Raw genomic sequence first — 14405 nt, 5'->3', positions numbered from 1 at the left:
GTAAGGTTCAGACTGTAGCCAAACTCGAATTCGAGTTTGGCTGCAGTCTTTTTTATAGTTTATCCTGTTTTTATTGTAAATGAATTTGTGGAGATATATAGGATAGAGAAATGATTACCCCAGAACTTCGAAATCATCGTGTAATCTTCGCAAACGGTAAGCGTTCATGGCGAATTCGCGTAGTTCCTCAAGAATGGTATAATTCGCCCAGGCACCTGCGATAGCGCCGATTCCAGGCACCATCTGCAGCATTTTCCGGAAATCAATGGCGTCGCGATACTCGATCTGAAATGTCTCCCAGTCCATATTACGGGAATATTCAGCGTCAGAGAGCCATTGTTCTTTTTCGATATGCCAATGCTTGATGGAATCCAACAACCTAACACGGTTTTCCGGTCCCGAAAACGTCATTTGAAATACCTTAAGAATGAATACACGCTCCGAGAAATGTTTGGTATCATAACCGTAAACATGCGCCAGCTCGAACAAAAATTTCATCTTGATCGCAATTAAAGCTGGAAAGTCTACCATGCTAAACATAATACCGCCTGCTCCCGTTCCTGCGCCTTCGGCAACTGCAATTTTTTGGTACAGGGCAAACAACTCTTTTGCTTCTTGATCTGCAGACTCCAATTGCAAATTACGATGCACCGGACGTCTAGGTGTATATTCCGCTCCGAACAGTGCCGTACGCACGATCGATCTTATGGTGGTCGTAATGATGCTGTGCACCTTCGGGGGAATCAAATGATTAATTCGATTGCCGATTGTTTTCGATGTTTTTTCCAGCCATCCCGGCGGTTTGAACATTTGTTGCTCCCAGTCGGCAACTTCCATCTGTACTTTATGTTCGTACTTCATAATCAGTGGCTCCTCCAAAAGACTTTGCTATATTGTAACGAATATCTCCGTGAATCGGAACAGACTGAGGGCAGGTAACGAGCCTCGACTAAAGTCCAGCATCGCATTCACATAGGTTGATAGTTTACGGTCCGATAATGCTACTTCCAATATTTTGCTGGTCGCGCTTCTTTATCTAATATGAGGTCTGCATCAAACAAGTCGGCTAGCGCCATAGGGATAAAAGTATAGTGGAGTTTCTCCGACTAAGAATTCGTTAATGAGCCATATCACTCTACTTATAGTGGGAGGATATAAAACGTTATTCTTTAAGATTCGACAAGAAAAAATTCCTGTGAGCAATAAATATGAAGAAATTAATATCTTTCATTGTAAAAGAGTCCATTCTCAAGATCATTTAATCTGACGCTATTAGTTCAAACGACATAGGAAATTAGTTCAAACTACGCTTGTATTCAATACAGTTTTTGTATAGTATATTGTTGGAGTTTATAACTAAAATTACCTGACGGGAGCGTGAGAAAATTGAAGAAGAAAGTATTTGCTACAGTGATCAGTGTTGCTATGTTGGCTAGTATGGGTACAGGCGCATATGCTGCAACCAAGCTGCAGGATATTAAGGCCTATCTGAATCCAGATGTGAAGGTGAAAGTAGATGGCACACCTGTTCAGCTAAGAGATGTTAAAGGTAATGCTATCGTTCCAATTTTGTATAATAACGCAAATTATGTACCAGCTCGTGCGATAGCTGATGCACTTGGTGTAGCTGTTGATTACGATCAAGCAACAGGAACGATTATTTTCGGAGAGAAAGTTGACGGCATTTCGCTGGCTAAAGGCTTTGATTCTATGTACCATACGAAGGATCCTGATCAAACCGTCTATAAGGATAAAGATTACAAAGAGGCTTACTTTGACAATGCCAAGGGAAGTCGAGGCAGCAGCTTTATGCTCTATCCAAATAAAGAGTATCAGAAGCTTTACCTTCAGATCGCAGCGGTAGGTGAGGATATAGAGGGACTTATGATCAAGGATAGCGAAAATTATACTATTTTGAAGCAGGTCGATGTGATAAAGGTTAGTGATGGCCTTGTGACAATAGAAGTAGATATCGGCGGCGTTAAATCGATATATGTGACAGGCGATGCCAAGTCGGATGGTGCGGTGTTCATTCCACTTACAACCTCTTACTTTAAATAATTTATAAGATCGGCACCTTCTTAATTAACCAAAAAGCCAAGAAATATCTAGGGAATTTCGGATATTTCTTGGCTTTTTCTATTGCTAAATTACGTTATTAGCTTCAGGTGTTTGGGGTGGTGAATCACTTACAGCGTTTGGAACAGAATAGGCTATACTTGCAGGTTTTTCGATCGTTTGCGCCATATGTGCCTTACGTTTTTTCGTTGTAAAAAGTAATGATGTCACAATAGTGAAGTCATCATCATCCTTGTAGTTCAAAAAAATCATTTTATTACAATTAATGCAATTAAATACATATTTGTGGTAAGCTAATGTCACCAAAGTTATCAATTAAACGGTCAAGAAAAATCCGATGCTTATTAATACGGAAAGATGGGGTGTAAACATGGGGGAAACGATATTGGAAGTTGTAGAATTAACGAAAACGTATGAAGGACAAGGTCATCTTGTACACGCATTAAAGGATATTTCGTTTAAGTTAGAAAAAGGTGAGTTTGTTGTCATTATGGGCACTAGTGGCTCTGGGAAAAGTACGCTGCTCAATATATTAAGTGCTTTAGATAAACCAACATCTGGTACAATTCTATTAAATGGTGAAGCGAATCATCATATATTCGAAGAGCCCGCAGCCTCGTTATATCGTCGGAAAAATATAGGCTTTGTTTTTCAATCGTATCATTTATTAAAAGATTTATCGGCAGAAGATAATATTGCTGTCCCACTTATTTTACAAGGGGAATCAGAGAAAACGATTCAAGCTAGATTAGATGAAGTTTTGCGCCTACTTGGTTTAACAGAGTGGCGTCGTCATCGACCAGTTCAATTATCCGGTGGTCAACAACAGCGGGTGGCTATTGGGCGTGCCATTATTGCGAACCCTCCTATTTTATTAGCGGATGAGCCAACAGGTAATCTGGATTACAATACGTCAAAAGAAATACTTGATGTCTTTATAACCATGCGGGATCAATTGCAGCAAACGATATTATTAGTAACACATGATCCTGCGGTAGCGACTTATGCTGATCGCGTATTATTTTTTCATGACGGTGAAATTTGGGACGAGTATCATTGCCATGGTGAACAGGACTTAGTCAATATCCTTAACATCTTTAAGGCGATGACAGAAGGCAGTGATAAGAGATGAAGTCATTAAGAGGGATTGCGCTACGTTTATTTCAAGCTAATCGCTTGCTGATTGCGACTTCTATTATTAGTATTGTTATTTCAACTATGCTAATTTTGACGATGCTCATGTACTCTATTAATGCTCAAGCTGCGATGAAGCAATCATTTGAAGAGATGTTTGGAGAAGCTGATATATTGGTTTCCTATGCTCCAGGGCAACCATATGTGTTAACAAAGGAAAAACTTGATCAAATTCTAGCTCTCCCTGAAATCGAACAATCTGCCCAAGTGTTGCATACATTTCTCCATTTCGATAAAGTAAATATGAAAGAATTTACCGTCGGTACCATGAGTAATGAGCTTACGAAAAGCACCTACAAATTCAGCTCAGAGATAACACCGTCTACTATTATTCTGAATCAAGAGTTGGCACAGTTTTTGAAGGTATCTGTAGGTGATGAACTTAGCATTGAAGGGATTACGCTACATGTCTCTGAACTGCTAGAAGATAGTGTTAACGATGTAAGTATTGCTATTGTTCATCCCAGTCATTTGAAGCCATTTATGAAAAGTGAAGAGCAAGCGAAAGGTCTTATGCTTAAGCTTGTGGAAGGTACCGATCCGTTACTTGTTGTTGATCAATTAAAGCAAATCGATGCTGAGCTTCGGATTGATTTGCAGGAAGAAAATGAAGTCGTTGTAATGAATATGCGAACGTTACACATTTACATTATTATATTGTCAGTGTTAATTGCTGTCGTTACATCGTTACTTATTATATCAAACTTTGAAATCATCCTTTATAAATTAAGAAATCAAATCGCAATTTTACGATCAATTGGGGCTACAACTAAGCAAGTAAGCTCGATTATATTGTTTCAAAGTATAGTGATGAACATCATTGGTGTAGGCGTGGGCGCACTTTTATCGTTTTTTGGAATGAATTATTTATTCCAAATGGCAGAAGAAGCTTTTCAGTTACCGCCGGTAACTGATAAAATGTCCAATTATCCGATGATAGTGATGACTATTGCCTGTTTTATCGTAATTCAGTTGTTTATGCTCATTCCAGCATATCGTAGTACAAAAATATTACCGTTAAAGATTACCGAGGACAATGAACGGTTAGATTTTAAACATAAAAAGGGGAATAGTCGTAAAGGTAAAGTGTTAACCATTTTAGGTTTCACTTTGTATATTTTTGGTTATGTGTTTGCGATAGAAAACGAAGCCGCTTATATTCTCGTATTTGCTGGTATTTTGCTTGTCTTTATTGGCAGCCTCATGTTACTACCTTATGTTATTGCAAAGCTGCTAACTATAATTTTCAAGATAATAGATCGGAAGCTTGGTCAACACGTTTACTTGGCTATTAAAAATATGTTGCCTCAAGTGAAGAAAAATACGTTTTCCATCACTTCTATCTCGTTAATAATGATTATTGCTATGTTTGGCTCAACGCTTTTAAGTACATTAAATGCTAATAATAATCATTTTTTACATGAATATTATGAAGCTCCAATTATACTATATAATCGTCTAGATTTAACTTCTCAAATAGATCCTCATCAGTTAGAGGAAGAATTACTGCAATTCGACTCTATTCGTAATGTTTATTTCGATAGTAGTGCAGATTTGAAATATATTATGAAGGGCAATGACGATATTCGGCTTTCGCTTGTAGCAGCTACATCATATTTGGTGGAAGGTGTACAACAAGACGAACTCGTTATAGCGCAGGACTTGGCTAGTAAATATAATATTCAAGTCGGTGATGCTGTGACCATTGGTTATTTTGATGAAGAGGAACAGGATGTATTGCCGATGGAAACCTATCGAATCGGGAAAATAAGTGATAAATTAGGGCAAGTACCGAATGCGCTTATTGCGTGGTCAAGCCCACTTAATAGATATTCAACGCTACAGAGGATGTACATTGATACGAATAATGAGACTCAAGCATTGGCGGATATAGCGCTATTGCGATCAAAGTATCCAGAGCTGCAAGCTACAGCTTTGTCGGAAGAATTAGCGCAATCGGAGGAAATGTTCTTCCAACGCTGGGCTATTTTTATCGTCGTACTTATCGTTTTAGTGGGTTCTACTATGGTTGGAGTGCTTAATGCTTTAATGAATAATATATTATCCAAACGTAAAGAGTTTGCCGTGCTGCGTGCAATGGGGGTTCCCCCTAAAGGAATTACTCATATGATACTGACGCAAGTTATTTTATATATTTGTGTAGGTATTATCGTTGGTTGTGTCATTGGTGTCATTCTCATTGTGTTAGTTCTCCTGCTTGATCCAACGATCATTACCTTTAACATACCAGTTGTTGGACTAACGAGTGTAAGTATGCTGCTGTTAAGTGTGTTAACCTTTATTATAGTGGGTCGGAATTTAACGATGAAAAGCGTACCGCAGGAAATAACGATGGATGGTAAATAAGGATCAAGACAATATGAACCGGGATACCTCAGCAAGAGCCTTCAGTTGGGCCCAGCAGATGATTGCTGAAAATATAAAAACAAGGGCAAAGAACAGAAGTAAAGCGGCTTTCATGATCTTCAGTCGTGCTCCGTCTGGCTTCTTACGAGCGTTGTGGTGGTCATTCGTCTTCTTAAAGAGAAGCACCGTTCCAACGATGCTGCCGATGACGAGAATGCCAAAAAGCAAAAAGGTAGCAATCCGTTCAGCGGTAAAAGGGATTAGGTCTGTGTCTCTTTCTCTCGCCCCAGGGAGCAGGTCTATCAACAAAGGAGAGAGGACAGCAACGAAAAGGGAAATAATAAACAACACCTGCCCGAATGACAATATCCGGTCGAATAACTTGGAGAATAGACTGGGCGGGTTCTTTTTCTGTTCCCGGAGTCTCCGACGCTCGGTATTTCTCCGTTCAATCATTGCTCGTTTGGATTTCATGTTAGTTCTGTCACCTCTAGTTTCCATATGTCTTGCTATTAAGGGTAGCATATGGACGACGAATTGGACAATTTATATGAAGGATCTGTTTGTAATATGAAATGAAGAAGCTAGAGATCTCTAGCTTCTTCATTGTACAAATATTACTATTGCATAGATTCAAGTATGATTCCGGCTGTTTCTTCAATTGCTCGATTCGTCACGTCGATGATAGGGCATCCTACCTGGTCCATAAATTGCTTGGCATAATTCAATTCAAGTTCTACTCTAGATCTTTGAGTATATAACGCTCCAGAAAGAAGCCCCAACGATTGTAATCTTGCCTCGCGAATATGTATAAGCTGCTCTGGATGCATCGTAAGACCAAATACCCGTTTCGGATCAATCTGAGACAGTAGATCTGGAGGTAGCACCTCTGGGACGATAGGAACATTGGCCGTTTTAAATCCTTTGTGAGATAAGTAAATGCTGAGTGGAGTTTTAGACGTTCTAGAAACCCCGATTAGTACGATATCTGCTTGAAGAAGTTCGTTCAAATTTTTCCCGTCATCGTTGCGCACCGTATATTCAATGGCATCGATTCGGCGGTAATAATCATCATCAATCGTATGGAGGAGCCCCGGCAAGCGGCTCGGTGATCCGTGAAATGCATCGATGAAGCCTTGCATCGCAGGTCCCATAATATCGACTGTAGCGATATTATGATGTGCCGTTTCCTGCCGCATCATTTCTCTTAACTCGGGTTGAACGAGTGTATACATGATTAACGCGTTGCTTGCTGCTGCTTCGCTGACTACATTTCGTATCTCATCTTCGTCTTGTAGGTGAGAGTATCGTTTCAGCTTTACTTGATTGGTGTTAAACTGTTTGATGGTTGCCTTAGCGACTGCTTCCGTCGTCTCTCCAACGGAGTCAGAGCAAATATAGATCCAATGCTGGGGTTCATTATTCATTTTACAGGTCATCCTTTGCAACAGTTTCTGTAGCCAAATCAAGCAGTACTTGTGTCATAGTGGTCTTGCTCACTCGGCCCACAGGCTCCATTATTTCCAAGCCATCTGCACCTGATGTAATTTGAACAACCGGTAGAACGCCTACTTCATGGTATATTAGCTTCTTGGCAGCAGAGAGTACGGATTCATCGGGACCGACAGTTACAATTTTAGGTTGCCTTGTCATAACTAAACTAACCGGCATGGTCGGGGCAGATTGGTTACCTAGAGTTACTTTGAGCAAATCTTTGCGCGAGACCATACCAGCAAGTGATCCCCGTTGGTCGGTGACAATAAGACTTTCAACGTTTTCTAGAAAAAATAATATCACTGCATCTTGTACGGTTGCGTTCATAGAAATGACGATGGGAACCCCTTGTACATCTCTTACTTTCATGTTCTTCAACCCAGATAACTCCATCAGTGGACTTCTTATAGCAGTCCCAGGGAAATAGCCTACTTTGGGCTTAGCTTCCAAATATCCGATCATAACAAGAACAGCAAGGTCCGACCGGATAGTGGCACGATTTACTTTAAGAAAATCCGCAATCTGATCGCTTGTGACTGGAGATTTCTTCTTTACAAATTCAAATATGTCTACCTGTCTTTGTGTTAACTGAATAAGAGTAACCTCCTTCGCCCTGTAGGAGTCTTTTTTCCTATTATACCACTATTGACATTGAATTCACTGCTGTTTGTTCCACAGTTATTCCTCCTAAAACTTTTTATTACTTCTTGATCTACTTCTTCGTAAATGAAAAGTAGCTTCGGAATCATTATTTGTACTTCCTATTATTGAAAATATGGTTTTTGGGTTAAATTATGTATCGAATGAATGAATCGGATTGTTTTTGTTTGGGCTCTCATTACCATAGAGAATGTTTCTGCACGTTGGTCAGGCAAATATCTTACACCACCAAGAAATTCTCCTTGAGTGACTCCAGTCGCTGCAAAGATAACATCGCCGTGTCCAATCATATCTTCCATCGTAAGCAGTTTTCTCGGGTCTGATAAACCCATATCCAAGCAGCGTTGTTCCTGCTCTTCATCTTCAGGTATAAGTCTACCTTGAATCTCGCCCCCGAGACATTTGAGAGCGGCTGCAGCTAGAACCCCTTCAGGAGCACCACCTGATCCAATGTACAGATCAATTCCTGTTTCGTTAAATGACGGAGCCATTGCCCCAGCAACATCTCCTGCTGACAGAAATTTAATTCTTACCCCTAGGCTTCTAACTGTATCGATCATCTCTTGATGTCTTTCTCGATCGAGGATCATTACGGTCATATCGCTATACGGCTTAGATAAATATTGAGAGGCTTTCTGAAGAGTGACTTCAATGGGATCGCTCAAACTAAGTTTTCCTACAAGGGAAGGTCCTACCGCTAATTTCTCCATATACATATCTGGCGCGTTTAGGAGACTGCCTTTATTCGCAACCGCAACGACCGACATTGCATTATTTAACCCCTTAGCAACTAGATCCGTTCCCTCCAAAGGATCAACTGCGACATCGAGTTCCGGACCATGCCCCATACCAACTCTCTCCCCAATATAGAGCATTGGAGCTTCATCCATTTCCCCTTCACCGATGACGACTGTTCCTTGCATGCATACAGTTTCGAACATCGTCCGCATAGCTTCCGTAGCCGCCCCATCTGCGCTATTCTTATCACCTAGCCCCATCCAAGGCGCCGATGCAAGAGCTGCAAGTTCTGTTACTCGAACAATTTCCAGAGCAAGTTCTCTTTCCAGTTTCATATTGTATCCCCTTTCAATAAGTTACACTATTTATTTTGTAGTGTACATTAAATAGAGATAAAAGTAAAATATAAGTATTTTATGTTATATAGTGTACGTCAATGCGTCTAATAGTGTGTTTTATCATAAGCTTCATTGCATAGATAATTACACCAACTGCAAATGGAATCATAGAAATGGATGGCGAGACGACTACTATCTTGTTGTGGCTAAGAAAGACACTTAAAAAGTGACTTAGACTGTCGGGAGATTAGTAAAATCTAGTTTGCCAACAGTCTTTTTACTTTATTGTCTTATTCAAGCTCAAGCACAGACTTTCGTTTGATAAACTCAGAAGGCAGAACTAGCTTTCGCCAAGGCTGATCAGCTTCTTTATCTTGGATGCGTTCTATTCCCCAAGCGGGTTCGCGTTGGATGAAATTCAGCCGGATCAAGGAGCATTAACAGGAAAGACCGTTTATATACCTTATGTGCTACCAACAACGGATCTACTGGCAGATGCTGTAGTAGAGAAAGTGAAGGAAGCTAGCTCCATTCTACTTGGTAATCATGGGCTAGTAACAACAGGTAAAAATCTTAGAGAAGCTTATTATCGCACTGAAGTGGTAGAGGAAAGTGCGAAGATTTTCCTTATTGCTAAAGCAATTAAAGATCCTAAAGTGCTAACGACTGAAGAATTTGAAGAAATTGCTTCACTTGAAAGTGAAGCGTTTCGTGTTGAACTGCTGCAAAAAATGAAGTAAATCATAAAGAGGTTATTCAAAGAGCGGACTTTGATAACGAAGTCATGCATGAAGTATAAGGAGGGGACATATGTTAAAAGGGATTTCTCCGATTATTACGCCTGAGCTTATCAAGGTGCTAATGGAAATGGGACATAGCGACGAAATTGTGTTAGCGGACGGTAATTTCCCCGCCGCTATTTCCGCTGGATCAGTATGTTGATAAACCAGCAGCACTGATGGCGGTTGTTGCGGGTGACACGGCTGAAACCCCAATTTGGGATACTTATGCTGACATCATTCAGAAGCATAGTGGCTTAGCTACTCCATTTGAAGTTGTAGAGCGATTTTCCTTTTATGAGAGAGCGCAAAAAGCTTACGCCATTATTGCAACTGGGGAAAGTGCGTTATATGCGAATATCATCCTGAAAAAAGGTGTTATAACCGCTTAATGCTAAATGTCGTTATACAATGTATTTTCACATGTGAAGATAGCAATAGAAGACAAGCCTCGAAATTAATTTAGAGGCTTGTTTTTGTGATTCTAGTTTGGGTAGAAACTCTAGGGTTCAAGTCCGAATGGCTTGCGTTAGGTGCAGGTATTCCATTAGTATTCTTTTTATGCTACTGTACTTTATTAGCCTATACTAATTTAATAATTACTATATAACGAATCTGATGTATAGAATGTCCAACGTTTTCCATCTGTATGATCCAAGTATAATACTTCCTCGTATTCATAGGGTTCCTCAAGTTCGCCAGGTTCGTAAAGATCGCCAAAGGTTTGAGTAAGTTCGGTATAAAGTACCTTAACGTATACAGCGGCTACTTTATCATCTATGTGAATTACCTTGGCATCTAAAAGATCTCTTTGGGAAGAAGGGAAGGTAATCGCATGCTCTACTTTTTCCTCCCAAGTGTTATAGCTTGAACGTTGATTCCAATCATCGATGAATAATGGAGAATAGGCATTGATGGCTGCTTTGACGTCATTTCCTTTAAGTGCATCATAGTTAGAACGAAGATCGCTTAGTACCTTCTCTACCTCGCTCGGCGAATGTTGCAACAGGGTAGCAGCTTTTTCTTCAACATTATCTAGCATTTCGATTTGAAGATGGGTAGGATCGATTTTACTTATTTTCCACATGCCTTCTTGTTTTCGGAAATGAAGTTGCAGTTCTTGATTTATTGTGACGGCTTTCGTTGTAGATAATTGTGATGTAGTAACTACAGCTTCCTTTGTAGAATAGTACTTAATTTTGCCGATTTTGGTATTGATAACTTGCGTAATTGCTGGGTCAGGAGCGTAATATAAATCATCTAATGTACCGTATGGATTGGCATCGTATGTAAATAGAAGTTTGACAGGCATATCACGTTCATAATAACGTTTTGCAAGAAAGTTTATCGTTTCATCATGAGCATAATCCAATGAGTTGATCCAAAGTTGTTTGATTTCATCGACATAGTAGGCATCTATCCGGAGCAAGTTTTCTACGATCTGCAACGGAATATAAAGGTGTTGATCGATCGTCATCAGAGGGGGCGAGAGTTGATAACCTTTGTCAGGGGTGAAAATAATATCTTGCTGTATATCAATTGAGTATGGCTCGTCTTGAAAGATATAAGATATACTTTGTGTTGATTTGTCATAACGGAATGGAATACCAAGAGCCTCGAATACGGCCCGAAACGGAATGTACGTGCTATCGTTATAATTATATGCGTTTGCATCTGTTATAAATTCATCGTTGACACTAAGAGACACTGGGTAGTCCTCTGTCGAAGCCAATACCGGTGACTGGGTAAATAACATACTGAGTATGACCACAACCAAATAATATTTACATTTCCGCATAAATAACACTCCTTCTTATTGGTTCTGATTAATAACTTACTACATATGGGATAATTTGATAGTATTGTGAAACATTCTATGAGTCAAGCTGTTTCTACTGTATAAATGAGTAAATAGAACACGGGTAGTTTCCTTCCTCGTGTTCAACTAGTGGTGAAAGATAATTACAAACAAAGGGGCAGTAAAAGAAGATTCTTCTTTTACTGCCCCTTTAATCATGTAACTACTACTGATACATATTATTATTGATTACTAACTTTGTTTCTATTAGTATGCAGTCCAGCCTGCATCTGCTGCGATAACCTGTCCATTAACGAAGCTTGACTCATCAGAGCCAAGGAAAAGCGCAAGTTGTGCAATTTCATCTGGCTGACCAACGCGTGGCATTGTACCATTACCAGTCATTTGGCGACCTGCACCAAATTGCGAGACACCAGTCATAGAAGATTGAATATTTGTCGCTACGCCACCTGGAGCAATACCGTTACAACGGATGCCAGAGTTAGCATACATATAAGCGGTATTTTTTGTTAAACCAGATACAGCATGTTTCGATGCCGTATATGCTGCACCCGCACGAGCACCACGTAAGCCACCTGCAGAAATGTTGTTCACGATAACGCCATGGCCTTGCTCTAAGAAAATGTTCGTAGCAATACGCATTGCACGCATAACACCAGTCGTGTTTACAGCAAATACGCGATCCCATTTCTCATCACTAATTTCACCAACGGGTTCCATACCATCCATAATACCAGCGTTGTTGACCAAAATATCTAGCTTGCCAAATGCTTCTTGTGTTTCAGCAAACATACGCTCTAAGTCTGCTAATTCAGCAACATTCGCTTGGTTAGCAATTGCCGCACCGCCATTAGCATTAATAGCTTCAGCTACTGCCTTTGCACCTTCGAAATTATAGTCAGAAACAACAACTTTAGCGCCTTCCTTTGCGTAAAGCTCTGCGATAGCTTTACCCATACCTGATGCTGCACCTGTTACGATAGCTACTTTGTCTTGTAATCTCATATAATAAACCTCCTAAATTTTTTGTAGCTTCCTGAAATACTTCTTAGTAACAAAAAGTTATTTCGAAAGCATAAACTAAATGTAGTTTATGTTATTGTACATCTGTATAATAAAATTATAGTATACTTAAGTAAGCGCGTTCAATATACAAAACGTCCTCAAATTGTATGATATCCAACAAAATAATCAGAAATGTTCAATAAAGGAGAGGTAATATTTGAATAAAAATGATTTGCGCGTTGTAAAAACAAAAAGTAATATACATCAAGCATTACTAAATTTACTGAAAAATAAAACGTTAGCACAAATTAAAGTAACCGAGCTTTGTAAAGAAGCAAGCATTAATCGAGGCACATTTTATTTTCATTATAAAGAAATAGGAGATGTTTTCAAAGAATTATTCGAAGAAATTATGTTAGATTTGAAAAATTCTTATAATGAACCTTATCGACATATAACTGTTCTAGACGTAGAGAAGCTAGATCCCAAGACTGTAGGTATATTTCATCATGTGAAAAAATACGAGCAATTTTACAGAATTGTACTATCTCAAGGTGTGTCGACTAAGTATTATTACATGTTATTTGATGAGATTCGTTCAAATTTTATATCCGATAAAAATACGAAAATTCGAGGAGCGGTCAATGATTATTTCTATTCCTATACTGCCAATGCATTTATTGGACTCATTATCGAGTGGTATCGTCGTGATTTCCAAGAGTCTGTTGATGAAATGAATGTGCAGTTAGTTAATATTGTTAATTTTAAGGTTTAGAATTTGGGATACGTAATGATTCTGAGTCGAACGATTTTCGGGATATTTCGTAAGTTAACATAAAGATATTAATATTGGAGGTAGCTATGAAATACGAAGTTATTATGTTCGACGCTGATGATACACTATTCGACTTTAGTATATCGCAGACCAATGCACTACATAACACATTTACCCAGTTTGGCTTGCCTACGGGATTGGCGGATTATGAAGCAGACTACAAAGAGATTAGTAGCATATTATGGAGAGAGCTAGAACAAGGACTTATTACGACAACAGAATTGGGAGTAGAGAGATTTAGCAGGTTGTTTCTTCGGCATGAACTTGCCATTGATGCACATAGGTTCAGTGATGCTTATCTTGAAAACTTGGGTAAAGAATCCCATCTTATAGAGGGAGCAGAAGAGTTATGCACCCAATTAGCCGCTTGTCGCCTAGTCGTTATAACGAATGGATTCACAGCTGTGCAGCGATCACGAATTGCAAATTCGCCTCTTATTCATACATTTGAGCAGATTATTACTTCTGAAGAAGCGGGATATCAGAAGCCTGATATAGGGATTTTCGATTATGCATTTTCCAAGCTACAGATTACAGATAAATCTAGCGTATTAATCGTGGGTGATTCTTTAACCTCTGATATTCAGGGTGGGATTAATTACGGAATCGATACTTGTTGGTTCAATCCGAATGGCAAGGAAAACAATCTAGCAATTAAGCCGACATATAAAATTCGTGAGTTGATGGAGCTTGTGGAGATTATGGAAGGTTAAGTAGACAGGAAAGTATTTAAGGGAACCGAATGGGGAGCGGGAATTGAATTCCGCATCTGCAGTGACCCCGAAAAGTTAGACACAGTTATTTCATTTAGCAATTTGTTTGAAATGAGTCCGATATTGTATCGGGCTCATTTTTAATTTTGCCTTAATTCGTTTGTAATTATAGTACGCTATATATTTATCTAGCTCTTGTTTAAAATGCTCCATACTGTCAAATTCCTTTAGATAAAGAAATTCTGATTTCATAATCCCAAAGAAGTTCTCTATGACTGAATTGTCGTAACAATTTCCTTTGCGAGACATACTTTGAACAATCCCACGTTCCTTTAGCGCATGACGATATTGTTTCATTTGATAATGCCAACCTTGATCTGAATG

14 protein-coding genes and 2 pseudogenes are annotated in these 14405 nt (G+C 39.3%); 7 read left to right on the top strand and 9 right to left on the bottom strand.

Translation table 11 applies throughout. From position 1 onward, the window contains the following. Positions 1 to 114: 114 nt before the first annotated feature. Positions 115 to 861, bottom strand: a complete 747-nt coding sequence (locus AC1TO5_RS20480; RefSeq protein ID WP_482064692.1) for an EcsC family protein — start codon at positions 859 to 861, stop codon at positions 115 to 117. A gap of 525 nt (positions 862 to 1386) precedes the next feature. On the opposite strand from AC1TO5_RS20480, the gene AC1TO5_RS20475 reads away from it, so the two are divergent. After that, positions 1387 to 2061: a stalk domain-containing protein gene (locus AC1TO5_RS20475; protein ID WP_482064691.1), complete on the top strand. Its 675-nt coding sequence runs from the start codon at positions 1387 to 1389 to the stop codon at positions 2059 to 2061. Between the two features lie 84 nt (positions 2062 to 2145). Here AC1TO5_RS20475 and AC1TO5_RS20470 read toward each other — a convergent pair whose 3' ends face one another. Beyond that, entirely contained in the window at positions 2146 to 2289 is a 144-nt protein-coding gene (locus tag AC1TO5_RS20470) for a hypothetical protein (RefSeq protein ID WP_482064690.1), read from the bottom strand. Between the two features lie 160 nt (positions 2290 to 2449). Here AC1TO5_RS20470 and AC1TO5_RS20465 point away from each other — a divergent pair, with 160 nt between their 5' ends. Beyond that, on the top strand, positions 2450 to 3211 hold the full coding sequence (locus tag AC1TO5_RS20465) for an ABC transporter ATP-binding protein (protein ID WP_482064689.1): 762 nt from the start codon (positions 2450 to 2452) through the stop codon (positions 3209 to 3211). Next, a complete protein-coding gene (locus tag AC1TO5_RS20460) occupies positions 3208 to 5640 on the top strand; it encodes an ABC transporter permease (RefSeq protein ID WP_482064688.1) in 2433 nt (810 codons plus the stop codon). Before AC1TO5_RS20465 ends, AC1TO5_RS20460 begins: the two co-directional genes overlap by 4 nt. Before the next feature lie 3 nt (positions 5641 to 5643). On the opposite strand, the gene AC1TO5_RS20455 is transcribed toward AC1TO5_RS20460, so the two are convergent. From AC1TO5_RS20455 to glpX, 4 genes are all read right to left on the bottom strand, one after another. Continuing rightward, on the bottom strand, positions 5644 to 6114 hold the full coding sequence (locus AC1TO5_RS20455; RefSeq protein ID WP_482064687.1) for a hypothetical protein: 471 nt from the start codon (positions 6112 to 6114) through the stop codon (positions 5644 to 5646). 146 nt (positions 6115 to 6260) lie between these two features. Beyond that, positions 6261 to 7067, bottom strand: coding sequence for a pyruvate, water dikinase regulatory protein (locus AC1TO5_RS20450; RefSeq protein WP_482064686.1), 807 nt, complete (start codon positions 7065 to 7067; stop codon positions 6261 to 6263). A 1-nt stretch (position 7068) separates the two neighbouring features. After that, entirely contained in the window at positions 7069 to 7701 is a 633-nt protein-coding gene (locus AC1TO5_RS20445; RefSeq protein WP_482064714.1) for a CBS domain-containing protein, read from the bottom strand. A 197-nt stretch (positions 7702 to 7898) separates the two neighbouring features. Next, on the bottom strand, positions 7899 to 8861 hold the full coding sequence (gene glpX / locus AC1TO5_RS20440) for a class II fructose-bisphosphatase (RefSeq protein WP_482064713.1): 963 nt from the start codon (positions 8859 to 8861) through the stop codon (positions 7899 to 7901). Positions 8862 to 9292: 431 nt separating this feature from the next. Here glpX and AC1TO5_RS20435 point away from each other — a divergent pair. Both AC1TO5_RS20435 and AC1TO5_RS20430 read left to right on the top strand, forming a co-directional pair. Beyond that, a pseudogene (locus AC1TO5_RS20435) lies at positions 9293 to 9610 on the top strand (class II aldolase/adducin family protein); the annotation flags it as partial. Positions 9611 to 9680: 70 nt separating this feature from the next. Then, positions 9681 to 10041: pseudogene (locus AC1TO5_RS20430) on the top strand (RbsD/FucU family protein). Positions 10042 to 10241: 200 nt separating this feature from the next. On the opposite strand, the gene AC1TO5_RS20425 reads toward AC1TO5_RS20430, so the two are convergent. Continuing rightward, a complete protein-coding gene (locus tag AC1TO5_RS20425) occupies positions 10242 to 11447 on the bottom strand; it encodes a stalk domain-containing protein (protein WP_482064685.1) in 1206 nt (401 codons plus the stop codon). Between the two features lie 267 nt (positions 11448 to 11714). After that, on the bottom strand, positions 11715 to 12473 hold the full coding sequence (locus AC1TO5_RS20420; protein ID WP_482064684.1) for an SDR family oxidoreductase: 759 nt from the start codon (positions 12471 to 12473) through the stop codon (positions 11715 to 11717). Between the two features lie 217 nt (positions 12474 to 12690). Here AC1TO5_RS20420 and AC1TO5_RS20415 point away from each other — a divergent pair, with 217 nt between their 5' ends. Next, positions 12691 to 13248 carry a TetR/AcrR family transcriptional regulator gene (locus AC1TO5_RS20415; protein WP_482064683.1) on the top strand — a complete coding sequence of 186 codons (558 nt, stop codon included), beginning with the start codon at positions 12691 to 12693 and terminating at the stop codon, positions 13246 to 13248. A gap of 86 nt (positions 13249 to 13334) precedes the next feature. Beyond that, positions 13335 to 14021 carry a YjjG family noncanonical pyrimidine nucleotidase gene (locus AC1TO5_RS20410; RefSeq protein WP_482064682.1) on the top strand — a complete coding sequence of 229 codons (687 nt, stop codon included), beginning with the start codon at positions 13335 to 13337 and terminating at the stop codon, positions 14019 to 14021. 90 nt (positions 14022 to 14111) lie between these two features. On the opposite strand, the gene AC1TO5_RS20405 is transcribed toward AC1TO5_RS20410, so the two are convergent. After that, a partial coding sequence (locus AC1TO5_RS20405) for an IS3 family transposase (RefSeq protein WP_482064681.1) occupies positions 14112 to 14405 on the bottom strand: 294 nt, incomplete at its 5' end.

It is taken from the genome of Paenibacillus sp. Y930 (genome assembly GCF_056786375.1).
The sequence above is the reverse complement of the archived record's forward strand: the minus strand, read 5'-3'. Positions and strand labels throughout refer to the sequence as shown.

Bases quoted from the DNA above. Each gene is read 5' to 3' on its own strand.
- AC1TO5_RS20465 (WP_482064689.1), top strand. From the start codon at position 2,450: ATGGGGGAAACGATATTGGAAGTTGTAGAATTAACGAAAACGTATGAA.
- AC1TO5_RS20425 (WP_482064685.1), bottom strand. From the start codon at position 11,447: ATGCGGAAATGTAAATATTATTTGGTTGTGGTCATACTCAGTATGTTA.
- AC1TO5_RS20410 (WP_482064682.1), top strand. From the start codon at position 13,335: ATGAAATACGAAGTTATTATGTTCGACGCTGATGATACACTATTCGAC.
- AC1TO5_RS20460 (WP_482064688.1), top strand. From the start codon at position 3,208: ATGAAGTCATTAAGAGGGATTGCGCTACGTTTATTTCAAGCTAATCGC.
- AC1TO5_RS20420 (WP_482064684.1), bottom strand. From the start codon at position 12,473: ATGAGATTACAAGACAAAGTAGCTATCGTAACAGGTGCAGCATCAGGT.
- AC1TO5_RS20455 (WP_482064687.1), bottom strand. From the start codon at position 6,114: ATGAAATCCAAACGAGCAATGATTGAACGGAGAAATACCGAGCGTCGG.
- AC1TO5_RS20450 (WP_482064686.1), bottom strand. From the start codon at position 7,067: ATGAATAATGAACCCCAGCATTGGATCTATATTTGCTCTGACTCCGTT.
- AC1TO5_RS20480 (WP_482064692.1), bottom strand. From the start codon at position 861: ATGAAGTACGAACATAAAGTACAGATGGAAGTTGCCGACTGGGAGCAA.